The following is a 25,303-nucleotide window of genomic DNA, read 5'->3' as shown; positions in this document are numbered from 1 at the left end:
GAACCCATGAAGCTTCGCCTCGGGACGCGGGCCTCCGAGCTCGCCACCACCCAGTCGGGCATGGTCGCGCGCGATCTGGAGCGTGCGGCGTCCGAGCGGGGGATCGATCTCGAGGTCGAGCTGGTCCACATCACGTCCGAGGGCGACGTCAATCGTGCCTCGCTCGTGGGGCTGAGCCAGACCGGTGTCTTCGTCAACGCCCTGCGCGATGCCCTGCTTGCCGACGAATGCGACCTGATCGTCCACTCGCTCAAGGACATGCCCGTCGAGCCTCATCCTGAGCTCGACCTGGCCGCCGTGCCGGAGCGAGAGGATGTGCGCGACGCGCTGTGCACGCTCGGGGCCACACTTGAGGAACTGCCCGCTGGTGCGCGCGTGGGCACCGGATCGCCCCGCCGTGGGGCCCAGGTGCTGGCGCTCCGACCCGACCTCGTGGTCGAGGGCATCCGCGGCAACGTCGGCACGCGCCTGGGCAAACTCCACGACGGTTTCGACGCCGTTGTCCTCGCGGCGGCTGGTTTGTCGCGCCTGGGTCGCCTGGACGACGCGACCGAGCTGTTGGATCCCCAGGCGATGGTGCCCGCCCCCGGCCAGGGAGCGTTGGGCGTCGAGATCCGCCCCGACGCCGACCCCGCGTGGGCGGACGTGCTGCGCTCGCTCGACGACTTCGCCACTCGCGCGGCCGTGACCGCGGAGCGCACCATGCTGCAGATCCTCGAGGCGGGCTGCGCCGCACCGGTCGCGGCCTACGCCACCGTGGTGGACGGCACCCTCACCCTGCGCGCCCGTGTCGTGAACACCGCAGGCACCCTCGCTCTCAACGAGACCACGTCCGGACCGGCCGCACAGGCCGCGGCACTCGGACGCTCCACCGGACACACCCTGCTCGGCCGTGGCGCCGCGCGCCTGATGGGAGGCACCAAGTGAACCTGTCGATCCTGGAGGGCAAGCGCCTGCTGGTTCCGGTGACCGCCGAGCGTCGCCATCTTGCCGAGCGCCTCGCCGCCGCCGGCGCGATCGTCGAGGAGGTCGAGTTCATCGCGATCGCCGAGTCGTCCGAGCCCGAGCGGCTCGAGGAGGCCGTGCTCGCGTGGTGCGCCGGCGACTACGACTGGATGGCCGTCACGAGCCGCAACGCGGTGCTCGCCATGGACCGTATCGCTCGCAGGCGCGGCACCTCGCTGAGCAATGCCCAGCCCGAGGCGAAGGTGACGACCGTGGGGGAGGCGACGCGGTCGGTGTGCGCCGACCTCGGCCTCGAGATCACTCTGGTGCCGACCGACAAGCAGAACGCGCGCGGCATAGTCGCCGAGTTCCCCGAGGGCTCCGGCAAGGTGCTCGCCCCGCTCGGTAATCTCGCGTCCCCGGTGCTCGAGCGCGGGCTGGCCCGCAAGGGCTGGACCGTCGACGTCGTCGAGGCCTACCGCACGGTCGATGGCGACGGCCCCGACCCCGACGTGCGCCAGATGCTCGCCGACGGCACCATCGATGCGGTCCTGCTCACCTCCGGCTCCGTCGCCGAGCGCCTCGCCGCGACCGTGCCCGACATCTCGTCCGACGTCATGCTGATCGCGATCGGCGACATGACCGCCGCCGCCGCGCGCGGGGCGGGCCTGTCGATCGCCGCTACCTCCCAGGCGCCGTCCTACGACGGCATTCTCGCGGGGCTCATCGAGGCCCTCGAAGGGCCTTCTCAGACGGCCGATGCCGTGCCTGAGCCGGGCGACGAGGTCGCCCAGGAGGAACACCAGTGAGCCTCACGCGCCGCCCGCGCCGCCTGCGCACCACCCCCGCGATGCGCCGCCTGGTGCGCGAGACGCGGGTCCACCCCGCGCAGCTGGTGTTGCCCGTGTTCGTGCGCGAGGGCCTCGAGGACTCGCGCGACATCGAGTCGCTGCCGGGCGTGCAGCAGCACTCGCTCGACGCGCTTCCTGGGGTGATCGACGCGGCCGCCGAGGCGGGCATCGGCGCCGTGATGCTGTTCGCGATCCCCGAGGCGCGCGACGCGACCGGCACCGCCGCGTGTGCCGCCGACGGCATTCTGAATCGTGCGATCGCGCGCGCCGCCGAGGCCGCCCAGGGTCGCGTGGTCGTCATGGCGGACCTGTGCCTGGACGAGTTCACCGACCACGGCCACTGCGGTGTGCTCGCCGCGGACGGCACGGTGGACAACGACGCGACCAACGAGGTCTACGCCGTGATGGCGGTATCGCAGGCGCGCGCGGGCGCCGATGTGGTCGCGCCCAGCGGCATGATGGACGGCCAGACGGCCGTCATCCGGGCGGCCCTGGACGCCGAGGGCTTCACGTCCACGAGCATCCTGGCCTACAGCGCCAAGTATGCGTCCGCGGCCTACGGGCCCTTCCGCGACGCGGTCGAGTCCGAGCTCGTCGGGGACCGCAAGGCCTACCAGATGGACCCGGCCAACCGGCGTGAGGGACTTGTGGAGTCGACGCTCGACGAGGCGGAGGGCGCCGACATCGTCATGGTGAAGCCGGCCCTGCCGTACCTTGACGTGCTCGCGGACGTCGCCGCGGCATCGGCCGTTCCCGTCGCCGCGTATCACGTGTCGGGGGAGTACGCGCAGATCGAGGCGGCCGCCGAGCGCGGCTGGATCGACCGGCGCGTCGCACACCTCGAGGCCGTGACGTCGATCGTGCGCGCCGGAGCCGACATCGTGCTGACCTACGCGGCCCTCGAGGTCGCCGGCTGGCTCAAGGAGGACATGTGAGTATCCGTAGCGACCGCGCCGCGGCCATCCTGCCCGGCGGCGTGAACTCGCCCGTGCGCGCCTGGAACGGCGTGGGCGGCGAGCCCGTGCCGATCGCTTCGGCTCGCGGCGCTCACGTCACGGATGCCGACGGCCGCGAGTACATCGACCTGGTCGGCTCCTGGGGCCCCGCCATCCTGGGCCACGCCCACCCCACCGTGGTGCAGGCGGTCCAGGAGGCCGCCGCGCGCGGGCTCTCGTTCGGCGCCACCACCGAGCACGAGGTGGAGCTCGCCGAGGAGATCCGCGGCCGCTACGCACCCGCCGAGCGCGTGCGCCTGGTCTCCACCGGCACCGAGGCGACCATGACCGCGATCCGCCTCGCTCGCGGCGCGACCGGTCGCGACGTCATCGTCAAGTTCGCCGGCTGCTACCACGGTCACTCCGACTCGCTGCTGGTGGCCGCGGGCTCGGGACTTGCCACGGCGGGGGTGCCGGACTCGGCGGGCGTCACCAAGGGCGCCGCCGTCGACACCCTGGTGCTGCCCTACGGCGACGAGGACGCGCTCACCGCCGCCTTCGCCGAGCATGGCCAGTCGATCGCCGCGGTCATCACCGAGGCCGCTCCCGCCAACATGGGCACCGTCGCACCGCCGCGCGGCTTCAACCGCCTCATCGCGACCCTGTGCCGCAACGAGGGCGCCGTGTTCATCGTCGACGAGGTTTTGACCGGCTTCCGTGCCGGGCCCGCCGGGTACTGGGGTGTGGAGCGCGACGCGGACCTTGCCGCGGGCCTGGAGCCGTGGCAGCCCGATCTCGTGACCTTCGGCAAGGTCATTGGCGGCGGCATGCCCGTCGCTGCGCTCGGTGGCCGCGCGGACCTGATGGAGCAGCTCGCTCCGCTCGGGCCGGTGTACCAGGCGGGCACCCTGTCGGGTAACCCGGTCGCGGTGGCGGCTGGCCTCGTCACCATGCGCCTGCTCACCGACGACGTGTACACACACCTGAGCGCGCTGGGGGACAGGCTTATTGCTGGTGTGTCCGGCGCGTTCGAGGCCGCGGGAGTCGCGCACGCCGTGGGTCGCGCGGGCACGTTGTTCTCGTTCTTCCTGGGTCTCTCGGAGCCGCCGGTGACGTTTGAGCAGGCGGCGGCGCAGGACACCGCGGCGTTCGCATCGTTCTTCCACGGGATGCACGACGCCGGCGTCTACCTGCCGCCGAGCGCTTTCGAGACGTGGTTCCTGTCGAACGAACACACCGAGGCCGACGTCGACGCGATCATCGCCGCGGCCAGCGCCTGGGCGAACCGGCGCTAAGCCTTTCCGGCCTGCGCCGCAGGAGTCGTTCAGTGCCCGCTTTTCGCGGAATCCGGACACTGAGTGGCTCGTAGGACGCGGGTGGGCATCGGGCGGGCCGAGCTGCCCGCGCACCGGCCCCGCGACCTCACCTCACACCGGCCCCTCCCGTGAGGTGAGGAAGAGTTTCTCCACGTTTCACACAAGCCGACCGGCGGTGAAACATCCCCTCCCTATTGTGATGAATGTCCGAAAGATCGCCGATGCGGGGCGATCGGAGCCGACGAAGGCCCGGACATCCATCACTCAAGGAACCCTGGGGAGGGGTCATGACTGTTCAGGACCGGCAGGACCAGACAGCATCCGCATCCGTCGAGCCCGGAATCATCGGCAAGGGCCGATGGATCGAGCGCTGGACCCCGGAGGACGACGTCTTCTGGGAGGCCAAGGGCAAGGCGATCGCCTTCCGCAACCTCATCTTCTCTATCGTGGCCGAGCACATCGGCTTCTCCATCTGGATGCTGTGGTCCATCGTCGTCGTGCGCATGTACGGCACGTTCGATGACGCCGGCAACCTCGTCGCGACCGGCGCCAATGGCTGGGCGCTGACCGCCGAGCAGGGCCTGACGCTCCTCGCGGTCGCCTCTGGAGTCGGCGCCTTCCTGCGCATCCCGTACACCTTCGCGGTGCCGATCTTCGGTGGTCGCAACTGGACGGTGATCTCGGCGCTGCTGCTGATCATCCCCACCGCGGGCCTCGCGTGGGTGGTGGGCCGGCCCGACACATCCTTCGGCATCCTTGTCGCGATCGCCGCGACCGCGGGCTTCGGCGGCGGCAACTTCGCCTCGTCGATGTCGAACATCACCTTCTTCTACCCGGACAAGGCCAAGGGCTGGGCACTCGGGCTCAACGCCGCGGGCGGCAACATCGGCGTCGCCGTGGCCCAGAAGCTGGTGCCGATCGTCATCGGCATCGGCGGCATCGGGCTCGCGATGGCGGGCCTGGTGTACTTGCCGCTCGCCGTCATCGCCGCCGTCCTCGCCTTCGTCTTCATGGACAACCTGCGCGAGGCGAAGGCCGACCCCAAGCCGACGGTGCGCTCGCTGCGCCACGGCCACACGTGGCTGATGTCCTTCCTGTACGTCGGCACCTTCGGCTCCTTCATCGGCTACTCGGCCGCGTTCCCCACGCTCCTCACGGTGGTGTTCGACCGCGCCGACATCGCGCTGGCGTGGGGCTTCCTCGGCGCGCTGCTCGGCTCGCTCGCCCGCCCCTACGGCGGCAAGCTTGCCGACCGCTTCGGCGGCTCGATCATCACGGTTGCGGCGTTCGTCCTCATGGCCGTCGCCGGCTGGAGCGCCGTCCAGGGAGTGCAGGGCGAGAACCTGCCGCTGTTCTTCGTGAGTTTTATGGCGCTGTTCCTCATCACCGGGCTCGGCAACGGCTCGACGTACCGGATGATCCCGTCGATCTTCAACCGCCTTCGTGACGACAAGGGTGATGGCTCCGAGGAGTCAAACCTCGACTTCAAGCGTCAAAGCGCGGGAGCCGTCGGCATCATCTCCGCTGTGGGTGCCTTCGGCGGCTTCGCGATCCCCTTCGTCTACAAGTGGTCGCGCGAGGCCTTCGAGGGCTCCATCGTCCCCGCCCTCCAGATCTACATCGGCGTCTTCCTCGTCATGGCCGCGCTCACGTGGGTGTTCTACCTGCGCAAGGGCGCGCGGATGCAGGGAGTCTGAACGTGCCCGCATCGCACGGCACCACGTCGCCCGAGGGGCTCGTCCCCTCGGGCGGCGCGGTCGCGACCCACTGCCCGTACTGCGCCTTGCAGTGCGCGCAGACGCTCACCAGGACGACGGCCGATGCCGCGCTTCCGGTCGAGGTCTCGGGTCGCCAATTCCCCACGAACCGGGGCGGGCTGTGCCAGAAGGGCTGGACCTCGGCCGAGGTCCTGCGGGCGAAGGACAGGATCACCTCGCCCATGATCCGCACCGCCGATGGCGGCTTCCGCGAGGCTGGCTGGGACGAGGCGCTCGGCCTCGTGGCCGGCCGCATCACGGCGCTACAGGCGGCGCACGGCCGCGACTCGATCGCGGTCTTTGGCGGCGGGGGCCTCACCAACGAGAAGGCGTATGCGCTGGGCAAGTTCGCGCGGACCGTGTTGCGTACGCCGTACATCGACTACAACGGTCGCTTCTGCATGTCGTCGGCCGCGGCGGCCTCCAACCGCTCGCTCGGCTTGGATCGCGGGCTCGGCTTCCCGCTGTCTGACCTGGGTGGGGCCGATGCCGTGCTCGTCGTGGGCTCCAACATGGGCGTCACCATGCCGCCCTTCGTGCAGCACCTCGCCGGCGCCCGCGAGCGCGGCGGCCTCGTCGTGATCGATCCCCGCGAGACCGTCACCGCACGCCTCACTCACGAGGACAAGGGCATCCACCTCGCGCCCGTGCCCGGCACCGACCTCGTGGTGCTGCTCGCCCTGGCCCACGTGGTGCTCGCCGAGGGTCTCCAGGACACCGATTACCTTGCCGCACGCACCACGGGGCTCGATGCCGTGCGCCGCTCGGTCGCTGCCTGGTGGCCCGAGCGTGCCGAGCAGGTGTGCGGCATCCCCGCCGACGAACTGCGCCGCACGGCGCGCCTGCTCGCCGCCGCCTCGCCCTCGCACGGCGGACGCGGCGCCTACGTCCTTACCGGACGCGGGCTCGAGCAGATGAGCCAGGGCACCGCGGGCGTGACCGCCGCGATCAACCTCGCGCTGCTCCTGGGGCTGATCGGCCGCGAGGGCTCGGGATTCGGGCCCGTCACGGGCCAGGGCAATGGCCAGGGCGGGCGCGAGCACGGCCAGAAGTCGGACCAGCTGCCCGGCTACCGGATGATCACGGACCCCGCCGCCCGCGCGCATGTGGCCGCGGTGTGGGGAGTGGACCCCGACTCGCTGCCCGGCCCCGGCGTGCCCGCGATCCGGCTGCTCGACTCGCTCGGCACCGCGGACGGCCCCAAGGCCCTCCTGGTCCACGGCAGCAACATCGTCGTCTCGGCCCCGAACGCCGACAAGGTGCGCGAGGCCCTGGGCCGCCTCGACCTCCTGGTGGTCGCCGACCTCGTCCCCTCGGAGACCGCGCTGCTCGCGGACGTCATCCTCCCCGTCACCCAGTGGGCGGAGGAGGAGGGAACCATGACCAGCCTCGAGGGCCGCATCATTCGCCGCCGCCAGGCCGTCGAGGCACCCGGCGAGTCACGGTCGGAACTGTGGATCCTCAACCGACTCGCCGCCCGCCTGGGCGTGGAGCGCGGGTTCCCCACGGACGCGGCGACGGTGTTCACGGAGCTCGCGGCGGCATCGGCCGGCGGCAAGGCCGACTACTCGGGCGTGACGTATGAGCGACTGGACCGCGACGAGGCGCTGTACTGGCCCGTGCGCGGCGCAGGTCATGCAGGAACGCCGCGGGTGTTCCTCGACGGCTTCCCGACCCCCGACGGCAAGGCGCGGCTCATCGCCGTCGACCACCACGCGCCCCACGACGACGTCCGTGCGGGCTGGCCGCTGTACCTCATTACCGGCCGCGTGCTGCAGCACTACCAGTCCGGCGCGCAGACCCGCAGGGTCGCGGAGCTCAATGCCGCGCAGCCCGAGCCGTTCGTCGAAATGCATCCCCTCCTGGCCGACCGCCTCGGGCTGGCCGAGGGCGAGGTCGCTGTGCTCACCACCGCGCGCGGCGAGGGATTCGCGGCCGTGCGGGTGACCGAGGCGACCCGGCCCGACACGGTCTTCATGCCGTTCCACTGGGGCGGCCAGGGCAGCGCCAACCGCCTCACCAACGACGCCACCGACCCGATCAGCGGCATGCCCGAGTTCAAGGTCACCGCCGTGTCCATCGCGCCCGCGCGCGTGACGGAAGGAGCCCTCGCATGAACATCGTCGTCATCGGACACGGCATGGTCGGCTCGCGGTTCGTGGAAGACCTCATCGCCCGCGACGCGGACGCCCACGTGACCATCCTGGGTCGCGAGCCGCAGGGGCCCTACAACCGCGTGCTGCTGTCGAGCGTGGTGGCGGGAAAATCCGACCCCGCGATGCTCGCGATGAGCGCCGTCGACTCCGAGCGTGCCGAGGTGCTGGACGGCGTCCACGCCATCGACATCGACCGTGCCGCCCGCACCGTGACCGACTCGCGCGGAGACGTCCACGGATATGACCGGCTGGTGTTCGCGACCGGCTCGGCCGCCCGCATCCCGGACATTCACGGCATCGCCACCGACCGCGGGCTCGTGCCCGGCGTGAGCGTGCTGAAGGACTTGGCCGATGCCGAGGGCATCCTGGCAAGGCTTCCGAAGGCACGCCGCGCGGTGGTCCTCGGCGCCGGCGTGCTGGGCCTCGAGGTCGCCACGGGCCTGGCAGCTCGGGGCCTCAGCGTGACGCTCGTCCACCACTCCGACCGCGTCATGGAGCGTCAGCTCGGCGATGCCGCCGCGCAGATCGCCACCGGATCGCTGCACCGCCTGGGTGTGAACGTGGTGACGGGCGTCTCCGTGGCGCAGGCGATCGACAGGCGCGGACAGCTCAGCGCGGTCCGGCTCACTGACGGCTCCGAGGTGCTCACCGACCTGCTGGTGATGTGCGCGGGCACCATCCCCGAGGCGACGCTCGCCCGTCGCGCGGGACTGACCTGCGAGCGCGGCATCGTCGTCGGCCACGACCTCGCGAGCCTCACCGACCCCGCGATCTTCGCCATCGGCGACTGCGCCCAGCCGCCCGAGGGCGGATCCGGGCTGGTGGCCCAGGGCTGGGACCAGGCCACCCGCCTGGTCGACGGCTGGACCGGCGCGTCGGTGCCGGTCACGCGGCCCGCCGCCGACGACCCCACGAGCATCGTGCGCGTCAAGGCCTCCGGTCTCGAGGTCGTCACCATGGGACTGTCGGGCAAGTTCGACCACGGCGAGCGGGAGCTGCGCGCCGTGCGGCTGGCCGACCCCAGCATCGGCCGCTTCGTCGAGGTCGTCGTCTCGCACGGGTTGCTGGTGGGAGCGACCGTGGTGGGGGACAAGGACTGCGCCGCGCAGCTGTCCGCGATGTACACCCGCATGACCCCGGTGCCCGCCGACCCCGCCCACCTCATCATCCGGCCCCTCGCGGGCGCCGGACCGGTGGCTGCGGCAAGCGTCGAGGACATGGACGACGCCGACACCGTCTGCCAATGCAACACCGTCACCAAGGGGCGTATTTGCGCCGCCATCGCCGAGGGCTGCGACTCCGTCGAGGACGTCGCCAAGGCCACCCGCGCATCCACGGGCTGCGGCGACTGCCGCACGAACGTGACCCGGCTCATCGAAGCCGCCCACGACACCAAGGTTCCCGCGCTCGCGGGTTGAGGAGGATCACCATGACCGACACTCAGAAGATCGTCGTCGTCGGCGGCGGCATGGTCGCCCACCGCTTCACCGAGGCCATGCGTGCCCGCGACACCGACGGCCGTTACAGCGTCACGGTGCTCGCGGAGGAGCCGCGCGCCCCTTACGACCGCGTGGCGCTCACCAGCTACTTCACCGGCAAGGACCCGGAGGACCTGGCGCTGGGCGATCCCGCCCTGTGGGAGGACGGCCTCGTCACGCTCAGGCGCGACGCGAAGGCCGTCGCCATCGACCGTGACGCACGCGAGGTCACGGACGCCCACGGCGTGGTCCACCCCTACGACCACCTCATCATGGCCACCGGCTCCTACGCGTGGTCTCCGCCGGTCAAGGGCGCGGACCTGCCCGGCGTCTTCGTCTACCGCACCATCGACGACGTGGCCGCGCTACGCATCTATGTGGAGCGCCGCCGCAAGGAGCTGGGCCGGTCCGTGCGCGGCGCCGTGATCGGCGGAGGCCTGTTGGGCCTCGAGGCCGCCGGCGCCCTGCAGGAGCTCGGCGCCACCAGCACCGTCATCCAGTTCTCGGATCGCCTCATGAACCTCCAGGTGGATGAGGGCGGTGGCCAGGCCCTCAGCCGCCTCATCGAGAACCTCGGCGTGAAGGTGCGCTGCAACACCGCGACCGAGGCGATCCGCCCCGACAAGCACGGCCACGTGGGTTCGCTGAAGTTCGCCGACAAGGGCGAGCAGCTGGTCGACGTCGTGGTGTTCGCCACGGGCGTGCGACCGCGCGACGAGCTGGGCCGCGACGCGGGTCTCACGATCGGCAAGCGCGGCGGCATCGTGGTCGACGACACGTGCCTCACCGAGGACCCCGCCGTCAGCGCGATCGGCGAGGTCGCCTGCATTCAGGGCGCGTGCATCGGCCTCATCGCTCCGGGCAACACCATGGCGGAGATCGCCGTCGACCGCCTGCTGGGCGGAGAAGCGACCTTCCCCGGCGCCGACACGGCCGCGAAACTCAAGCTGCTCGGCGTGGACGTGGCCTCCTTCGGCGACGCGTTCGCGACCACCCCCGGCGCGCTCGAACTCACCTACGCCGACCCTGTCGCGGGCGTGTACAAGAAGCTGGTCGTCACGGACGACGCCCGCACGCTGCTCGGCGGCATCCTCGTCGGTGACGCCTCCGCGTACGCGAGCCTCAGGCCGCTCGTCGGGTCGGCACTCGGCGGCGACCCCGCCGCGTGGCTGCTGCCCGAGGGCTCCATCGAGCGCCCCAACGTGGAACTGCCCGACGAGGCCGGCGTGTGCTCGTGCAACAACGTCTCGGCCGGCGCGATCCGTCACGCGGTCACCGAGCAGGGCTGTCATGAGCTGGGCGAGGTCAAGGCCTGCACCAAGGCCGGCACCTCATGCGGCTCGTGCCTACCCCTGGTGAAGAAGATCGTCGGCTCGGAACTGGAGAAGTCCGGCATCGAGCTGTCGAACGCCCTGTGCGAGCACTTCGACATGTCGCGCGCGCAACTGTTCAACGCCATCCAGGTCAGCGAACTGCAGACCTTCTCCGAGATCATCGAGCGCTTCGGCACCGGCCGCGGCTGCGACATCTGCAAGCCCACCGTCGGGTCCATCCTCGCGTCGATCTACAACCAGCACGTCCTCGCGGCCGACCGCGCCGCGCTGCAGGACACCAACGACCGCGTGATGGCGAACATGCAGAAGGACGGCACCTACTCCGTGGTGCCGCGCGTCCCCGGCGGCGAGATTCTTCCCGAGCACCTCATCCTCATCGGCCAGATCGCCCAGGACTACGGGCTGTACACGAAGATCACGGGCGGCCAGCGCATCGACATGTTCGGCGCGCGCCTCGAGCAGCTGCCGCAGATCTGGCAGCGCCTCGTCGACGCCGGGATGGAGTCCGGCCACGCCTACGGCAAGAGCCTGCGCACCGTGAAGTCCTGCGTCGGCTCCGACTGGTGCCGGTACGGCGTGCAGGACTCGGTGGGCATGGCCATCGCGCTCGAGCTGCGCTATCGCGGCCTGCGCAGCCCCCACAAACTCAAGTTGGGAGTGTCCGGCTGCGCCCGCGAGTGCGCGGAGGCGCGCGGCAAGGACGTGGGCGTCATCGCCACCGACCACGGCTGGAACGTGTACGTGGGCGGCAACGGCGGCTTCACCCCCAGGCACGCCCAGCTGTTGGTCGAGGACGTGGACGATGAGACCGTCTTCAAGGTCATCGACCGCTACCTCATGTACTACATCCGCACCGCGGACCGGCTGCAGCGGACGGCGCCGTGGCAGGAGGACCACGAGGGCGGGCTTGAGGCCATCAAGGCCGTCATCATGGACGACTCTCTCGGAATCTGCGACGACCTCGACGCGCACATGGCACGCCACATCGACTCCTACGAGGACGAGTGGAAGGCCGTCCTGAACGACCCCGAGCGGCTGCGACAGTTCACCAGCTTCGTCAACGCCCCCGACGACCCCGACCCGTCCCTAGCCTACGTCGAGCAGCGCGGCCAGCGCCGGCCGGCCACGGAATCCGAGCGCCGCGACACCGCGGTGCTGATCGCCCCGACTCGACTGGAGGTGCGCTCATGACCACGGTGAGTCAGCGCGCCGCGGTGCCCACGGCATCGACCGACCGGACGGCCGTCTGCGCCTACGACCGGCTGACGGCGGACCTGGGGGTGGCGGCCCTGATCGACGGCGTCCAGGTCGCCATCTTCCGCCTCGCGGACGGCACGGTGCACGCGGTGCAGAACCTCGACCCGTTCTCCGGGGCTCACGTCATGAGTCGCGGCATTACGGGCACCAGGGGCGATGAGCCCACCATCGCCTCGCCCCTGTACAAGCAGGTGTTCTCCCTGCTCAGCGGCGAGTGCCTGGTCACCATGGACAAGGCGCCGCGCGAGGGCCTCGACCCACGCCTGACCGTGTTCGCGGTGACCGTGCACGACGGGCTCGTGTACGTCGATGTGCCAGGCGCGATGTAGGGACAAGGTCACGGCATGTGGCCGCGTCCCGCGCTTAGTCTCGACGTACCCGGACACGCGCGAAAGCCGCGCGTCGCATGCGGCCCGGCCGTTCCCGCGAGGTCTCCGGGGAAGGAGGGCCCCGATGGGTGCCGAGAAGGTCGTCGTCGTCGGCGCGGGTATGGTCGCCCAGCGCTTTGTGCAGTCCCTGCGAGCCGGGGACGCTGAGGGCCGCTACGCCATCGACGTCATCGGCGAGGAAACCTTCGCCCCGTACGACCGCGTCGCGCTCACGAGCTTCTTCTCCAAGGCCGGGCCCGAGGACCTGCTGCTCGGCGACCAGGCGCTGTGGGACGACCCCGCGGTGACGCTGCGACGTTCGACCCGCGCCACCGCGGTGGACCGCGAGGCCGCCACCGTCAGCCTCGACACCGGCGAACGCCTCACGTACGACCACCTGGTCCTCGCGACCGGGTCGTCCGCGTGGGCACCGCCGCTGCCAGGAATCGACCTGCCCGGCGTGTTCATGTACCGCACCCTCGACGACGTCGCGGGGATGCAGGCGTGGGTGCGTGAGCGCCAGGCCGTCGTGGGTCGCCCGGTCCGTGGCGCCGTCATTGGCGGCGGCCTGCTGGGCCTCGAGGCCGCTGGCGCCCTGCAGTCCATGGGCGCGACCGCGACCGTCGTCGAATTCGCCGACCGCCTCATGGCGCTGCAGGTCGACAAGTCCGGCGGCGAGGCGCTCAAGAGCCTCATCGAGCGACTGGGCGTGAAGGTGAAGACCTCGCTCGCCACCACCGAGGTGGTGGCCGATGCCGAGGGGCGCGCGGGCACACTGAGGTTCTCCGACGGCTCCGAGCAACTCGTTGACGTCGTCGTGTTCGCCACCGGCATTCGCCCGCGCGACGACCTGGGCCGCGGTGCCGGCCTGGCGGTCGGCGAGCGCGGCGGCATCGTCGTGAACGACACGTGCCTCACCGAGGACCCGCGCGTGAGCGCCATCGGCGAATGCGCCGCGGCCGCGGCCGACGGCCACCTGTCGATCGGCCTCATCGCACCCGGCAACGCGATGGCCGACGTCACCGCACACCGCCTGCTCGGCCGCGAGGAGGCCTACCTCGGCGCCGACACGGCGACCAAGCTCAAGCTGCTCGGCGTGGACGTCGCCTCCTTCGGCGACGCGTTCGCGACCACGCCAGGGGCGCTCGAGGTCGTCTACTCGGACCCGTTCTCCGGCGCCTACAAGAAGCTCGTCATGACGGACGACGCCTCGACACTGCTGGGCGGCATGTTCGTGGGCGACGCCTCGGCGTACGCCCAACTGCGCCCCATGGTGGGCGCGGAGCTGCCCGGCGACCCCAGCAGCTGGATCCTTCCCGAGGGAGCCGCCCCGCGCCCCGAACTTGAGCTGCCCGACGAGGCGACGGTGTGCTCGTGCAACAACGTCACCGCGGGCACCATTCGTCACGCGGTCAACGAGGACGGCGTGCATGACCTGGGCGAGCTGAAGGCGTGCACCACCGCAGGCACCGCCTGCGGCTCGTGCCTGCCGCTGGTGAAGAAGATCCTCACCACCGAGCTGGGCAAGGCCGGCATCGAGGTGTCCCAGGCGTTGTGCGAGCACTTCGAGCTGTCGCGTGCGCAGCTGTTCAGCGCCATCCAGGTGGCCGGGCTCACGACCTTCTCGGAGATCCTCGAGCGCTTCGGCACGGGCCACGGCTGCGACATCTGTAAGCCCACCATCGGCTCGATTCTCGCCTCGATCTACAACGGCCACGTCCTGGCCGACGACCGTGCCGCACTGCAGGACACCAATGACCGCGTGATGGCCAATATGCAAAAGGACGGCACGTACTCCGTGGTGCCACGCATCCCCGGCGGCGAGATCACCCCCGACAAGCTGCTGGTGATCGCGCAGGTGGCCAAGGACTTCGACCTGTACACGAAGATCACCGGCGGCCAGCGCATCGACCTGTTCGGCGCGCGCCTCGAACAACTGCCGCAGATCTGGCAGCGGCTCGTGGACGCCGGCATGGAGTCCGGCCACGCCTATGGCAAGTCGCTGCGCACCGTGAAGAGCTGCGTGGGCTCCACGTGGTGCCGGTTCGGCGTCCAGGACTCCGCCGGTATGGCGATCCGCCTCGAGGAGCGCTACCGCGGACTGCGCAGTCCCCACAAGATCAAGGTGGGCGTCTCGGGATGCGCACGCGAATGCGCCGAGGCGCGTGGCAAGGACGTGGGCGTCATCGCCACCGAGAAGGGCTGGAACGTGTACGTGGGCGGCAACGGCGGCTTCGCGCCGGTGCACGCGCAACTGCTCGTCGAGGACGCGGACGAGGAGACCGCGATCCGCGCCATCGACCGCTACCTCATGCTCTACATCCGCACCGCGGACCGCCTGCAGCGCACGGCCCCGTGGCAGGCCGAGTACGAGGGCGGGCTCGACGCGATCCGCGAGGTCATCCTCGACGACTCGCTGGGCATCTGCGCGGACCTCGACGCCCACATGGTCCACCACCTCGACACCTACGAGGACGAATGGGCCGCGGTGCTGGCCGACCCCGACCGCCTCAAGCAGTTCACCAGCTTCGTCAACGCCCCCGACACCGCCGACCCGTCCCTCGCCTACGTCGAGGAGCGCGGCCAGCGTCGCCCCGCCACGGCATCGGAAAAGGTTCAGCTCGTCGGCGCCGCCACCGCCACCACCCACCCCGAGGAGAACTGATGACCCCCGCATCGGCCATCGCCACCCGTACCGTCGTGTGCGCCTACGACGACCTCACCCCCGACCTCGGTGTCGCCGCCCTCGTGGGTGGCGTCCAGGTCGCGCTGTTCCGCCTCGACGACGGCTCCGTGCGCGCCGTGCAGAACCTCGACCCGTTCTCCGACGCTCACGTCATGAGCCGCGGCATTACGGGGTCGCGAGGAGACGTGCCCACGATCGCGTCGCCCATCTACAAGCAGGTGTTCTCGCTGATCACAGGGGAGTGCCTCGTCACCATGGACAAGCAGCCGCGCGCGGGACACGCCGCCGACTTGGCCGTCTACCCCGTCACCGTCGACAATGGGCAGGTGATCATCGACCTGGTAAGCGCCGCGTGACTGCCCTGTTCGGCCTCGACCTGCGCGGGCGTCGCGTGGTCGTCGCGGGAGGCGGCAGCGTGGCCGCGCGCCGCGTGCGTCGCTTCGTGACGGAGGGCGCGCTGGTCACCGTGGTGGCGCCGGACATCGACGAGGACCTCGAGCGTCACGCGCTCCATGGCGACGTGACGCTCGTGCGCCGCGGCGTCGAAGCCGCCGACCTCGATGAGGCCTGGTTCGTGCTGGCCGCCACCGATGACAAGGCGCTGAACGACACCGTGGCCGGATGGGCCGAGGACCGCCGCGTGTGGTGCATCGACGCCTCGGACGCCTCCCGCGGCACCGCGCGCCAGGCGGCGATGAGCCGCCACGGCGAGGTCAGCATCGGCGTGTTGTCCACCGGTGCGCCCGATCCCGGACGCATTCGCAAGGTGCGCGACCAGATCGCCGCGCGGCTGGACGCGGGAGAGATGGACATGCGGCGCGAGCGTGCTGGCGCGGGGCGCGTCATCCTGGTCGGCTCGGGCCCCGGCGATCCCGGCCTCATTACCGTGCGCGGCCGGCAGGCCCTGGCGGAGGCCGATGTCGTGGTCACCGACCGCTTGGGTGCCACCGAACTGTTGGTGACGGTGCCGTACGACGTCGAGGTCGTCAACGTCGGCAAGAGCCCCACCCACCATCCCGTGCCGCAGCACGAGATCAATGCGATCCTCGTGGACCGTGCGCTCGCGGGAAAGACGGTGGTGCGCCTCAAGGGAGGCGACCCGTACGTGTTCGGCCGCGGCGGCGAGGAGGTGCACGCCTGCGTCGAGGCGGGCGTTGACGTCGAGGTGGTGCCCGGCGTGACGAGCGCGCTGTCCGTGCCTGCGCTCGCGGGCATCCCGGTGACGCAGCGCGGCGTTGCCACGTCGCTGCTGGTGACGACGGGTCACGCGGGGGCAGACCCCGCCGCCCGCGCCGCGATGGCCGCCGGCGCCACCGTGGTGATCTTGATGGGTGTCAGCGCCCTGCCCGACATCGTTCAGGCGGCGCTGAGCGCCGGCTGCGACCCGTCGCTGCCGGTCGCGATCGTCGAGAACGGGACCACCTCACGCGAGCGCGTGACCCGCGGCACGCTCGAGGACATTAGCCGTATTGCGAGTGAAACAGGGGTGAAACCTCCGGCGATTATCGTCGTGGGCGACGTCGCGACACCGGGCCTACTGGCCTCGGCCGTCGCCGCGACGCCCGAGCCGAAGGGGGACTGAATGACCGACGCGGGGGAGCCGCTGACCGGATGCGTGATGGTCATCACCGCCGATCGGCGCAAGCGCGAACTCGCGTCAGCCCTGGAAAGGCGCGGCGCCACGGTGCGCCATGCCGCGGCGCTCAGCACCATCCCTCACCTGGATGACGCGCAACTGCTCGCCGACACGCAGGCCGTGATCGCCGACCCGCCGGATGTGGTGGTCGCGACCACAGGCATCGGCTTTCGCGGCTGGGTCGAGGCGGCCGATGCCGCCGGGCTCGCCGAGGATCTGCTGGAGGCGATGCGTGGCGCGCGCATCATCGCGCGCGGACCCAAGGCGCGCGGGGCCATCCAGCAAAACGGCCTCGAGGCGGACTGGGTGGCCGAGTCGGAGACGGCCGCGGAGCTGCGCGACTACCTGCTCGCCGAGGGCGTCGCCGGGCTCACCATCGCCGTCCAGCACCACGGCAACGGCTCGGACGGGCTCGACGAGGCGTTCACGAACGCCGGCGCACGGGTGCAGAGCCTCGTGGTCTATGGCTGGGGCCCGCCGCTGGACCCCGTGCCTCACCACGACATGATCGTCGCGGCCGCGGACGGTTGCGCCGACGCGGTCCTGTTTACGTCTGCTCCCGGCGCCTCCGCCTGGCTCGACGGGGTGCGCGAGGCGGGCGTCTTGGACCGCATCGCCGCGAAGTCCGCGACGGGTGAGCTGGTGCTCGCGTGCGTGGGACCCATCACGGCGGCGCCGTTGACGGAAGCGGGCCTCACCGCCCACTGGCCCGACCGCTGGCGGCTGGGTGCCCTCGTGCGCGAGCTCGTCAAGCACTACAGCGAGAACACCGCAGCACTCCAGACCCCCGACGGCCCGCTCGTCATCCGCGCGACCGCCGCGATCCTCGACGGTCGCGTGCTGCCGCTGACGCCGACGGGCCTCGAGATCCTCAAGGCGCTCGCCGCCGCACGCGGCAACGTCCTCACCCGCGATCAGTTGGGTGACCTGCTCCCGGGCGCACAGGCCGGGCCTCACGCGGTCGAGGCCGCGATCAATCGACTGCGCGAAAATGCCGGGTCCCGCGCCCTGGTGCGTACGGTCGTCAAGCGCGGCTACGCCCTGGCGGTGACCGCATGACCTCCCCGATCCTCATCGCCTGCGCGCACGGCACCCGCTCCGAGGAAGGCCGCGCGACCATCGCGACCGTCATCGACCAGTTGCGCGAGGCGACCGGACTGGACGTGCGCGAGGCCTACGTCGACGTGCACGGCCCCGAGCTGCCCGACGTGGTGGGTGCCATCGAGGCGGGCGACGGGGTGAGCGCGGTCGTGGTGCCGCTGCTGCTCGCGGGCGGCTATCACGTGTACGTGGACATTGCGGACGCCGTGGAGGAGCGCCCCGATGTGCTCGCGGCGCACGCGCTGGGCCCGGATGGGCGCCTGCTCGACATCGTCCACCAGCGCCTCGAGGAGCAGGGAGTGCCCGAGGACGCGACCGTCGTCTTGGCCGCCGCGGGCTCGTCCGATCCTCGCAGCCAGGCCGACACGGCCGCCGCCGCGGAGCTGCTCCGGGAGCGCTGGGGCGGTCCGGTGCGGGTGGGCTTCGCCGCGGGCCCCAAGCCGTCGGTGGCCGATGCTGTAGCGGAGGCACGCGTCAACGGCGAGGATGGGGTGGTGGCCGTCGCTTCGTACCTCCTCGCACCCGGGCTGTTCCAGCGTCGCCTCGAGGAGGCCGGAGCGGACTACGTCACCGGACCCCTCGCGCCGCACCCCATGCTGCTCGAAATCATCGCCGACCGCTTTGCCGATGTCCTCGACACCTGATCCCTTCACGCGTCAGCGGGGCCTTAGCGGCTTCGGTGACGACGGGCAGCGCACGCTTTCCGGGGCCAGTGCCGTCGTTGTTGGTGTCGGGGGACTGGGGTGCCCCGTCGCGCAGTACCTGGCCGCGGCGGGCATCGGCCGGCTCACGCTGATCGATGCCGATCACGTGTCCGTGACGAACCTGCACCGCCAGATCTTATTCGGCCCGGATGACATTGGGCGTCTCAAGGTCGAGGCCGCGCGCGATGCGCTGGCACGCCTCGCTCCGGGCTGTACCGTGACCGCGGTCGAGGACAGGATCGACTCAGCCACGGCATCGGCCCTCCTTCATGGCCACGACGTGGTCGTGGACGCGACGGACACGATGCCGGTGCGCCGCGTCATCGAGGACGCCGCGCACGCCCTGGGTCTTCCGGTCGCGTGGGGCGCGGTATTGGGCTGGCACGGGCAGGTCACCGTGTTCGACGCCGCTCACCGGCTCGACGACGTCTTTCCTGGTCCCGATGCGGTCGACCTCGACACGTGCGACGGTGGAGCGGTGTGGGGGCCGCTGTGCGGGCAGGTGGGCACCGCGATGGCGAGCGAGGCGGCGCGACTCGCCGCGGGGCTGCCTGGCACCCTCGCCGGCACCCTCGCTATCGTCGATGGCAGGACCGGACGGTGGCGCGACGTGGCGCTCGCGCCCCACGACAGTGGGAGGTGACATGCGCCTGCTCAGCGAGCACCTGGCCGAGGCCGTCGCGCTGGTGACGCCCCTTGCCGTCGAGACGGTCCCGCTCCTTCAGGGCATGAACCGTGTGCTCGCGCGCGACGTGATCGCGACGCTCGACGGACCCTCGTTCGACAACTCGGCGATGGACGGCTACGCCGTCAGGGTGGCCGATGCCGTGGCCGGCTCGGTCCTGCCCGTCGCCGCGGACATCCCGGCCGGTTCGGGCCTGCCCGCGCCGCTGGCCGTGGGCACCGCCGCACGCATCATGACGGGCGCGCCCGTGCCCGCCGGCGCCGACGCTATCGTGCCGGTCGAGCAGACGGACGGGGCACTCGAGACCGTGCGCATCGATGTCGCGCCGATGCCAGGCGCACACATCCGGCGTCGCGGCGAGGACGTCACCGCGGGCGACGTGGTGGTGGCGGCGGGGGTGCAGCTGGGGTCGTGGCAGCTGTCGGGGGCCGCGTCCGCGGGCGTCGCCACCGTCGACGTCCGCCGTGCGCCGCGCATCGCGGTGCTCACCACGGGCGACGAGCTCGTGGACCCCGGCACCGTGCCGGGTCCCGGACAGATCGTCGACTCGAACTCCACCCTGCTCGCCGCCATGGTGCTGGGCGTCGGGGGAGTGCCGGTGGTCCTGCCCCGTGCGGGCGACACCCCCGAGTCGGTGCTCGCGTCCCTCGACGGAGTCGAGGCCGACCTCATTGTGACCGCCGGCGGCGCGTCGGTGGGCGCCTACGACCCGGTGAAGGCCGCCCTGAGCGACCGCGGCGTCACCTTTCATGCGGTCGCGATGCAGCCGGGTAAGCCCCAGGGTCTCGGCGTCTATCGCGGCATCCCGATCGCGTGCCTGCCGGGCAACCCCGTCTCGGTGGCGGTGACGTTCCAGGTCGTCGTGGGCGCGATGCTGCGGGCGATGCTGCAGGCGCCCGAGCCGATCATGACGAGCGCGGTCGCGTCCGTGGGGTGGCATAGCCCGCATGGGCGGACGCAGTTCGTGCCCGCCGTGGTCGACCCCAACGGGACCGTGCGCCCCGCGACCGTCCGCGGGTCGCAGTCGCACCTGGTCGCGTCGCTCGCCAAGGGGCGCGTGCTCGCGGTCGTCCCGGCCGACGTCGACGAGGTCCTGCCCGGCGATACCGTGGGCTTCATGATGAGCCACCTGGAGATTCTCGCGTGAGCGACTTCACCCATCTCGATGACGCAGGCCACGCGCGCATGGTCGACGTCACCGCCAAGCAGCCCACGGTGCGGGAGGCGACCGCGGAGGCGTTCGTGGCGTGCTCCGCGCCCGTGGTGGCCGCGCTACGCGACGGTGCGGTGCCCAAGGGGGACGTCCTTGCGGTGGCGCGCATCGCGGGGATCGCGGCGGCCAAGCGCACGCCCGAGCTCTTGCCCTTGGCGCACGTCATCGGGGTGCACGGGGTCGCCGTGGACGCCGCGGTGGAGGACGCGGGAGTGCGGATCGCGGTGACGTGCCGCACGGCGGACCGTACAGGTGTCGAGATGGAGGCGCTCACCGCCGCCTCGGTCGCGGCCCTCAACGTCGTCGACATGGTCAAGGGCCTGGACAAGGCCACCTCGATCCGCGAGGTGCGGCTCCTGTCCAAGCGTGGCGGCAAGTCGGGGGATTGGGAGCGGCCGTGAGTGCGGCTGGCCTCGCCTATGACGCCATCGTCCTGGCCGGCGGTCGCGGATCTCGCTTGGGTGGCGTCGACAAGGGCGCGGTCGAGGTGGGTGGAGCGCCCTTGCTCGACCGTGCGGTCGACGCGGCGAGCCGCGCGCGGGTGACGATCGTGGTCGGACCGTCCCATGGTCTGCCACAGGACATGCTGAGCACGCGCGAGGAGCCGCCCTTGTCGGGGCCCGTGGCCGCGATCGCAGCCGGGCTGACCGCGCTGCCGGGGCCCGCGTCGCCGTGGGTGTTGGTGCTCGCGTGCGACATGCCGTTCGCCGCCGAGGCCGTGGACGATCTCGTCGAGTCGAGTGTGAGGGTCGGTCCGTCCGGCGACGGCGTGTGGGCCGTCGACGAGGGCGGGCGCACGCAACCGCTCCTCGCGTTGTACCGGCGCGAGTCGCTCGAGCGGGCGTTGAGCGCGCTGGAGACGCCCGTGGGCGCGTCGATGCGCCACCTGACACATCGGTTGGAGATGGGGGACGTGCCCGTGGTTCGGGCCGCGCGGGACGCCGACACCTGGGACGATGTGAGGAGTCTGGGAGAGGACATGTCATGACGGATACGCAGCTGGACGTGTGGGTCGAGGCGCTCGCGGGGGAGTTGGGCATCGACACCGCGGTGGTGGATGTGCAGGCTCTTCTGGACGTCGCGCGGGACGCGGCTCACGCGGTCGCCCGTCCCAGCGCGCCCCTCACGACCTTCCTGGTGGGGTACGCCGTCGGTCAGGCGGCCATCGGCGAGGACGGCTTCGACGAGGGCGCCGCGCAGGAGGCCTTCGAGAACGCGACTGCCGTCGCGACGCAGCTCGCGACGTCGTGGACCGAGGAGATGCCCGGCTGATGGTGCGAGTCCGGCTGTTTGCCGCCGCCGCGGAGGCCGCCGGCGTCGACGAGTTCACGCTGGCGCCTCCCGGCACGGTCGGTCAGCTGCGCGAGGACCTTGCCGCGCGCTGGGGCGAGGACTTTGCGCGGGTGCTCCGCCAGTGCTCGATCGTCGTGGACCGCGTGCGCGCCGACGACGCGGCCGCGGTCGCCGGTGACAGTCTGGTCGACGTCCTCCCTCCGTTCGCCGGGGGCTGATCGCCGCGGACTCACGCCGCCGAGGAGCCGTACGACTCCACGCCGTCCGCGACCACGCACGTCACGGTGGTGCCAGGCGTCAGCACCCTCGGGTCGACGGTGAGGGGGTCGACGTCCGCGCCGAGGCGTCCGCCGGGCACCTCCACCCAGATGCGCACGGCGTCGGCGTGCGCCTCGACGCGCCTGACCGCTCCGGTGACTCCGCCTCCAGAGGCGAGCGTGGCATGGGCCGTGGTGACCCGCACCTGCGACGGGCGGGGGGCAATCGAGGTGCCGTCATCGCGACGCACCAGGCCGCGTCCCACGAGGGACGCGGTGAAGTCGTGGCGCGGTCGCGCGAGGACCTCGGACAGGGGCCCTCGCTCCGCGACCGCCCCGTCGTGCATCACCACGACATCGTCGGCGAGCATCGCCGCGTCGAGGAGGTCGTGGGTGGCCATGACGACCGTCACGTCGCGCAGCAGCTGAGCCAGGAGCGCGCGCATGGCTCCGGCCGCGTCCACGTCGAGCGCGGCAAAGGGCTCGTCGAGCAGTAGCACCGCCGGTGCCGTGGCGAGGGCCCGTGCGAGGGCGACGCGCTGCGCCTGTCCCCCCGAGAGCGTCTCGGCTCGGGAGGAAGCGAGGCCGGCGAGACCCACCGCATCGAGCCAGTCGCGCGCGGCGGCGCGTGCGTGGCGGCGGCTCAAGCCCTCGGCGCGCGGCCCGAAGGCGACGTTGTCGAGCACGCTCATGCCCGCGAAGAGGCTCGCGTCTTGCGTGAGCAGCGTGAGTGGACGGCGGTGCGGCGGCACCCAGGCTCGCTGGTCCTGGCATACGAGCTCCGCGTCACCCGTGAGCCGGACGTGAGCGTCGTCAGGGCGCAGGAGCCCGGCCGCCACCGCGAGCATGGTCGATTTCCCCGCACCGTTGGGTCCCAGCAGGGCGACGGTGCGGCCAGGATCGGCGACCAGGCGGGCCGCGATGCCGCGCTCGGGAACGCTCGCCGACACGTCGAGCCTCACGACGTTCCCCTAGAGGTGCTCGACGTCCGTGCGCGCGCGGCGCGCGTGGTGCCCCCGTAGGCCGCGGCGACGACCACGAGAGCCACCAGCATCAGCAGCAGCGACAGCGCCACGGCGGCGTCGGCGTCCATCTCACGCTGCAGATAAATCTCAAGAGGGACGGTGCGGGTCACGCCCTCGAGCGAGCCTGCGAACGTGAGCGTGGCGCCAAACTCGCCCAGGGCGCGAGCGGCCGCGAGCACGGTGCCTGCCACGAGCGCGGGCCAGACCCGGCGCACGGTGACGCGGCGAAACGTGGTCCACGGGCCGGCCCCGAGCGTGGCGGCGACCGCCTCGTAGCGGGTGCCGTCGGCGCGCAGCGCGCCCTCGAGCGCGAGCACGAGGAAGGGCAGGGCGACGAAGGTCTGCGCGAGAACGACCGCAGCGGTGGTGAACGCGACATCGAGCCCTAAAAGCGTGAAGGTGTCGCCCAGCAGCCCGCCACGGCCGAACGCGTACAGCAGGCCCAGGCCCCCCACGACCGGGGGGAGTACCAGGGGTGCGAGGACGAGCGTGCGCACTACCACCATGCCGCGAAAATCGAGCCGTGCGAGCATCAAGGCGAGGGGAACCCCGAGCGCCACGACGATGAGGGTCGACACGGCGACGGTGCGTGCCGACAGGGCGAGTGCGGCCAGGGCAGACTCGCTCGTGACGAGGGCGGGAAGCGAGCCCCACTCGACACGCGCCGCGAGGCCCACCAGGGGCAGCACGATGAGCCCGGCGCCCACGAGCGCGGGGAGGACGAGCCATCGCGGCACGCTCGCCGCGCCGTCGCGCGTGCGGGTCCCCGCGGGCGCGGGCGCGGTCATGGTGTCCCGAACCCGGCCGCGGCCAGACGTTGTCTTCCCGACTCGGACAACACGTGGGCCACGAAGGTGTCCGCGAGCACCGCGTCCGCGGCGGTCGTGAGCGTCGCGATGGGATACTCAGTGCTCGCCGCGATTGCCACCTCGTCGCCACCGCCCAGGGGCACCTCCTCGGCCTCGCCGTGTGAGCGGGCGATGTCGGTCACGTAGACCAACCCGGCATCGGCCTGGCCCGAGGTGACCTTGGCGAGCACCTCGGTGACGGACAGCTCCTCGCTGACGGGAGACAAGGTCACCCCTGCGGCGTCTTCGACCGCCGCGGACACCGCTCCGCACGGCACCGGCGGCGCGCAGACCACCAGGTCGATGGTGGGGTCGGTGAGGTCCTGCAGCCCCGTGATGTCGCGCGGGTTGCCTGGCGCCACCGCGATGGTGAGCGCGTTGGCGGCAAACGCGAGCGGCTCCGGCGCGAGGCCGGCGTCGCTGACCACCCCCATCTGCGCCAGGTCGGCCGAGGCGAACACGTCACCCGGCGCGCCCTCGACGATCTGGGTGGCGAGGCCCGACGAGCCGCCCAGGTTGAGTCGCACCTCGACGCCCGCGTGTTCGGCCTCGAAGTCGGCCCCGATCTGTTCCATCACCTCGGTCAGCGACGCCGCGGCGTGGACCGTGAGGACCTGGGGCTCGCCCGCGCCGTCCGCATCGCTCGCACACGCCGCGAGGCTCATGACGGCGACGGTCCCCAGAAGCCAGATGCGGCCACGTTGGCACGCGCCGACGGCGTGGCTGGCGCGAGTCCCGCCGCGGCTCATGCGCGCTCGCGGGAGCGTTCAACGATGACAGTCGTGGCCTTGACCACGGCGGTGGCGACGACCCCGGGCTCGAGGCCCAGGTCGTGCACGGCCTCCGCGCTCATGAGGGACACCACGCGGTGAGGGCCGCATTGCAGTTCGACCTGCGCCATTACCGCGTCCGCCGTCACGCGAGTGACGATGCCGACGAACTGGTTGCGGGCCGATCGCGCCGTGGGGGAGTCGTCGTCGTTGCCGACCGCGCGCTCGGAGGCGTACTGGGCGACGTCGACGCCGTCGACCAGCAGCCGCCCGGCCGCGTCCTTGACCGTGGCGACGTTGCGGGCGTCGACCCACCGGCGGACCGTGTCGTCCGACACTCCCAGGAGGTTCGCGGCCTCGCTAATACGCAGATGCGGCATGGTTGACACGTTAGTAGCGCATCTGCGGAAGAAACAAGCCGGTAACGCCCGCGACCCCTGTGGCGCAAATGGCCGCATTTGCGGCTTGTCGCGCGCTTGGGTTCTAGTTTCCAGTGCAACACCTCTGTTTTCGGAGGTGGCGGATGACGTATCCGCGTGCTGTTCGTGTTCAAGCTCTGGTGCTGATGGGTGCAGGGCGTCGTGTCCGTGATGTGGCCGTCGAGGTCGGCGTGCCGTTCAAGACGGTCGAGAAATGGTGGCGAGACTGTGGCGGCGTGAAGCCTTCAGTCTCGAACAAACCTTGCCGC

The 25,303-nt window shown here is 71.5% G+C and carries 24 protein-coding genes; 20 read left to right on the top strand and 4 right to left on the bottom strand.

Translation table 11 applies throughout. The annotated features are described in order from the left end of the window. The first annotated feature begins 6 nt into the window (after positions 1 to 6). The 20 genes from hemC (at position 7) to B7K24_RS09195 (ending at position 21,933) form a co-directional block, all read left to right on the top strand. Positions 7 to 927, top strand: a complete 921-nt coding sequence (gene hemC / locus B7K24_RS09290; RefSeq protein ID WP_084130068.1) for a hydroxymethylbilane synthase — start codon at positions 7 to 9, stop codon at positions 925 to 927. Further along, positions 924 to 1,754 (top strand): uroporphyrinogen-III synthase, encoded by an 831-nt coding sequence (locus B7K24_RS09285; RefSeq protein WP_084130067.1) that lies wholly within the window; start codon positions 924 to 926, stop codon positions 1,752 to 1,754. The genes hemC and B7K24_RS09285 overlap by 4 nt, the downstream gene beginning before the upstream one ends. 41 nt (positions 1,755 to 1,795) lie before the next feature. Further along, positions 1,796 to 2,731, top strand: a complete 936-nt coding sequence (gene hemB, locus B7K24_RS09280; RefSeq protein WP_084130223.1) for a porphobilinogen synthase — start codon at positions 1,796 to 1,798, stop codon at positions 2,729 to 2,731. Next, on the top strand, positions 2,728 to 4,026 hold the full coding sequence (hemL, locus tag B7K24_RS09275) for a glutamate-1-semialdehyde 2,1-aminomutase (RefSeq protein ID WP_084130066.1): 1,299 nt from the start codon (positions 2,728 to 2,730) through the stop codon (positions 4,024 to 4,026). The genes hemB and hemL overlap by 4 nt, the downstream gene beginning before the upstream one ends. 308 nt (positions 4,027 to 4,334) lie before the next feature. Further along, positions 4,335 to 5,744, top strand: coding sequence for an MFS transporter (locus B7K24_RS09270; RefSeq protein ID WP_084130065.1), 1,410 nt, complete (start codon positions 4,335 to 4,337; stop codon positions 5,742 to 5,744). A 2-nt stretch (positions 5,745 to 5,746) separates the two neighbouring features. Then, on the top strand, positions 5,747 to 7,921 hold the full coding sequence (locus tag B7K24_RS09265; protein ID WP_084130064.1) for a molybdopterin oxidoreductase family protein: 2,175 nt from the start codon (positions 5,747 to 5,749) through the stop codon (positions 7,919 to 7,921). Further along, positions 7,918 to 9,378, top strand: a complete 1,461-nt coding sequence (locus B7K24_RS09260) for an FAD-dependent oxidoreductase (RefSeq protein ID WP_084130063.1) — start codon at positions 7,918 to 7,920, stop codon at positions 9,376 to 9,378. The genes B7K24_RS09265 and B7K24_RS09260 overlap by 4 nt, the downstream gene beginning before the upstream one ends. Before the next feature lie 11 nt (positions 9,379 to 9,389). Then, entirely contained in the window at positions 9,390 to 11,963 is a 2,574-nt protein-coding gene (nirB, locus tag B7K24_RS09255) for a nitrite reductase large subunit NirB (RefSeq protein WP_084130062.1), read from the top strand. Then, positions 11,960 to 12,358, top strand: a complete 399-nt coding sequence (gene nirD, locus B7K24_RS09250; RefSeq protein WP_084130061.1) for a nitrite reductase small subunit NirD — start codon at positions 11,960 to 11,962, stop codon at positions 12,356 to 12,358. The genes nirB (B7K24_RS09255) and nirD (B7K24_RS09250) overlap by 4 nt, the downstream gene beginning before the upstream one ends. Positions 12,359 to 12,482: 124 nt before the next feature. Then, positions 12,483 to 15,062 (top strand): nitrite reductase large subunit NirB, encoded by a 2,580-nt coding sequence (gene nirB / locus B7K24_RS09245; protein ID WP_084130060.1) that lies wholly within the window; start codon positions 12,483 to 12,485, stop codon positions 15,060 to 15,062. Beyond that, positions 15,062 to 15,439 carry a nitrite reductase small subunit NirD gene (gene nirD, locus B7K24_RS09240; RefSeq protein WP_084130059.1) on the top strand — a complete coding sequence of 126 codons (378 nt, stop codon included), beginning with the start codon at positions 15,062 to 15,064 and terminating at the stop codon, positions 15,437 to 15,439. Before nirB (B7K24_RS09245) ends, nirD (B7K24_RS09240) begins: the two co-directional genes overlap by 1 nt. Then, positions 15,436 to 16,665 carry a uroporphyrinogen-III C-methyltransferase gene (gene cobA, locus B7K24_RS09235; RefSeq protein WP_084130058.1) on the top strand — a complete coding sequence of 410 codons (1,230 nt, stop codon included), beginning with the start codon at positions 15,436 to 15,438 and terminating at the stop codon, positions 16,663 to 16,665. The genes nirD (B7K24_RS09240) and cobA overlap by 4 nt, the downstream gene beginning before the upstream one ends. Beyond that, positions 16,666 to 17,778, top strand: coding sequence for a uroporphyrinogen-III synthase (locus B7K24_RS09230; RefSeq protein WP_084130057.1), 1,113 nt, complete (start codon positions 16,666 to 16,668; stop codon positions 17,776 to 17,778). Next, a complete protein-coding gene (locus B7K24_RS09225; RefSeq protein WP_084130056.1) occupies positions 17,775 to 18,464 on the top strand; it encodes a sirohydrochlorin chelatase in 690 nt (229 codons plus the stop codon). Before B7K24_RS09230 ends, B7K24_RS09225 begins: the two co-directional genes overlap by 4 nt. Then, a complete protein-coding gene (locus B7K24_RS09220) occupies positions 18,448 to 19,167 on the top strand; it encodes a HesA/MoeB/ThiF family protein (protein ID WP_084130055.1) in 720 nt (239 codons plus the stop codon). Before B7K24_RS09225 ends, B7K24_RS09220 begins: the two co-directional genes overlap by 17 nt. 1 nt (position 19,168) lies before the next feature. After that, on the top strand, positions 19,169 to 20,356 hold the full coding sequence (glp, locus tag B7K24_RS09215; protein WP_084130054.1) for a gephyrin-like molybdotransferase Glp: 1,188 nt from the start codon (positions 19,169 to 19,171) through the stop codon (positions 20,354 to 20,356). Beyond that, on the top strand, positions 20,353 to 20,823 hold the full coding sequence (gene moaC / locus B7K24_RS09210; protein WP_084130053.1) for a cyclic pyranopterin monophosphate synthase MoaC: 471 nt from the start codon (positions 20,353 to 20,355) through the stop codon (positions 20,821 to 20,823). The genes glp and moaC overlap by 4 nt, the downstream gene beginning before the upstream one ends. Next, the gene (locus B7K24_RS09205) at positions 20,820 to 21,410 is read left to right on the top strand and encodes a molybdenum cofactor guanylyltransferase (protein WP_084130052.1); all 591 of its coding nucleotides are present in this window, start codon (positions 20,820 to 20,822) and stop codon (positions 21,408 to 21,410) included. Before moaC ends, B7K24_RS09205 begins: the two co-directional genes overlap by 4 nt. After that, positions 21,407 to 21,694, top strand: coding sequence for a DUF6457 domain-containing protein (locus B7K24_RS09200; RefSeq protein ID WP_144268228.1), 288 nt, complete (start codon positions 21,407 to 21,409; stop codon positions 21,692 to 21,694). Before B7K24_RS09205 ends, B7K24_RS09200 begins: the two co-directional genes overlap by 4 nt. Continuing rightward, positions 21,694 to 21,933, top strand: coding sequence for a MoaD/ThiS family protein (locus B7K24_RS09195; protein ID WP_084130051.1), 240 nt, complete (start codon positions 21,694 to 21,696; stop codon positions 21,931 to 21,933). Before B7K24_RS09200 ends, B7K24_RS09195 begins: the two co-directional genes overlap by 1 nt. An 11-nt stretch (positions 21,934 to 21,944) precedes the next feature. Here B7K24_RS09195 and B7K24_RS09190 read toward each other — a convergent pair whose 3' ends face one another. The 4 genes from B7K24_RS09190 to B7K24_RS09175 all read right to left on the bottom strand — a co-directional run bounded on the left by B7K24_RS09190 (position 21,945) and on the right by B7K24_RS09175 (position 24,995). Further along, positions 21,945 to 22,934, bottom strand: a complete 990-nt coding sequence (locus B7K24_RS09190) for a sulfate/molybdate ABC transporter ATP-binding protein (protein WP_084130050.1) — start codon at positions 22,932 to 22,934, stop codon at positions 21,945 to 21,947. Continuing rightward, complete coding sequence (locus B7K24_RS09185; protein ID WP_084130049.1) at positions 22,931 to 23,785, bottom strand: ABC transporter permease; 855 nt, start codon at positions 23,783 to 23,785, stop codon at positions 22,931 to 22,933. Before B7K24_RS09185 ends, B7K24_RS09190 begins: the two co-directional genes overlap by 4 nt. Continuing rightward, positions 23,782 to 24,510, bottom strand: a complete 729-nt coding sequence (modA, locus tag B7K24_RS09180; protein WP_234986652.1) for a molybdate ABC transporter substrate-binding protein — start codon at positions 24,508 to 24,510, stop codon at positions 23,782 to 23,784. The genes B7K24_RS09185 and modA overlap by 4 nt, the downstream gene beginning before the upstream one ends. A gap of 80 nt (positions 24,511 to 24,590) precedes the next feature. Continuing rightward, entirely contained in the window at positions 24,591 to 24,995 is a 405-nt protein-coding gene (locus tag B7K24_RS09175; protein WP_084130047.1) for a molybdopterin-binding protein, read from the bottom strand. Positions 24,996 to 25,303: the final 308 nt, after the last annotated feature.

Source organism: Demequina sp. NBRC 110055 (assembly GCF_002090135.1).
Lineage (GTDB): Bacteria > Actinomycetota > Actinomycetes > Actinomycetales > Demequinaceae > Demequina.
Note: the sequence above shows the minus strand (reverse complement) of the source record. Positions and strands in the feature narration are given on the sequence as shown.

What these genes read in the sequence shown, in the direction of transcription:
- hemC (WP_084130068.1), top strand. Translation starts at nt 7, where the DNA reads ATGAAGCTTCGCCTCGGGACGCGGGCCTCCGAGCTCGCCACCACCCAG.
- hemB (WP_084130223.1), top strand. Translation starts at nt 1,796, where the DNA reads ATGCGCCGCCTGGTGCGCGAGACGCGGGTCCACCCCGCGCAGCTGGTG.
- B7K24_RS09270 (WP_084130065.1), top strand. Translation starts at nt 4,335, where the DNA reads ATGACTGTTCAGGACCGGCAGGACCAGACAGCATCCGCATCCGTCGAG.
- B7K24_RS09260 (WP_084130063.1), top strand. Translation starts at nt 7,918, where the DNA reads ATGAACATCGTCGTCATCGGACACGGCATGGTCGGCTCGCGGTTCGTG.
- nirB (WP_084130062.1), top strand. Translation starts at nt 9,390, where the DNA reads ATGACCGACACTCAGAAGATCGTCGTCGTCGGCGGCGGCATGGTCGCC.
- nirD (WP_084130061.1), top strand. Translation starts at nt 11,960, where the DNA reads ATGACCACGGTGAGTCAGCGCGCCGCGGTGCCCACGGCATCGACCGAC.
- nirB (WP_084130060.1), top strand. Translation starts at nt 12,483, where the DNA reads ATGGGTGCCGAGAAGGTCGTCGTCGTCGGCGCGGGTATGGTCGCCCAG.
- nirD (WP_084130059.1), top strand. Translation starts at nt 15,062, where the DNA reads ATGACCCCCGCATCGGCCATCGCCACCCGTACCGTCGTGTGCGCCTAC.
- B7K24_RS09230 (WP_084130057.1), top strand. Translation starts at nt 16,666, where the DNA reads ATGACCGACGCGGGGGAGCCGCTGACCGGATGCGTGATGGTCATCACC.
- B7K24_RS09225 (WP_084130056.1), top strand. Translation starts at nt 17,775, where the DNA reads ATGACCTCCCCGATCCTCATCGCCTGCGCGCACGGCACCCGCTCCGAG.
- B7K24_RS09220 (WP_084130055.1), top strand. Translation starts at nt 18,448, where the DNA reads ATGTCCTCGACACCTGATCCCTTCACGCGTCAGCGGGGCCTTAGCGGC.
- glp (WP_084130054.1), top strand. Translation starts at nt 19,169, where the DNA reads ATGCGCCTGCTCAGCGAGCACCTGGCCGAGGCCGTCGCGCTGGTGACG.
- B7K24_RS09200 (WP_144268228.1), top strand. Translation starts at nt 21,407, where the DNA reads ATGACGGATACGCAGCTGGACGTGTGGGTCGAGGCGCTCGCGGGGGAG.
- B7K24_RS09195 (WP_084130051.1), top strand. Translation starts at nt 21,694, where the DNA reads ATGGTGCGAGTCCGGCTGTTTGCCGCCGCCGCGGAGGCCGCCGGCGTC.
- B7K24_RS09185 (WP_084130049.1), bottom strand. Translation starts at nt 23,785, where the DNA reads ATGACCGCGCCCGCGCCCGCGGGGACCCGCACGCGCGACGGCGCGGCG.
- modA (WP_234986652.1), bottom strand. Translation starts at nt 24,510, where the DNA reads ATGAGCCTCGCGGCGTGTGCGAGCGATGCGGACGGCGCGGGCGAGCCC.
- B7K24_RS09175 (WP_084130047.1), bottom strand. Translation starts at nt 24,995, where the DNA reads ATGCCGCATCTGCGTATTAGCGAGGCCGCGAACCTCCTGGGAGTGTCG.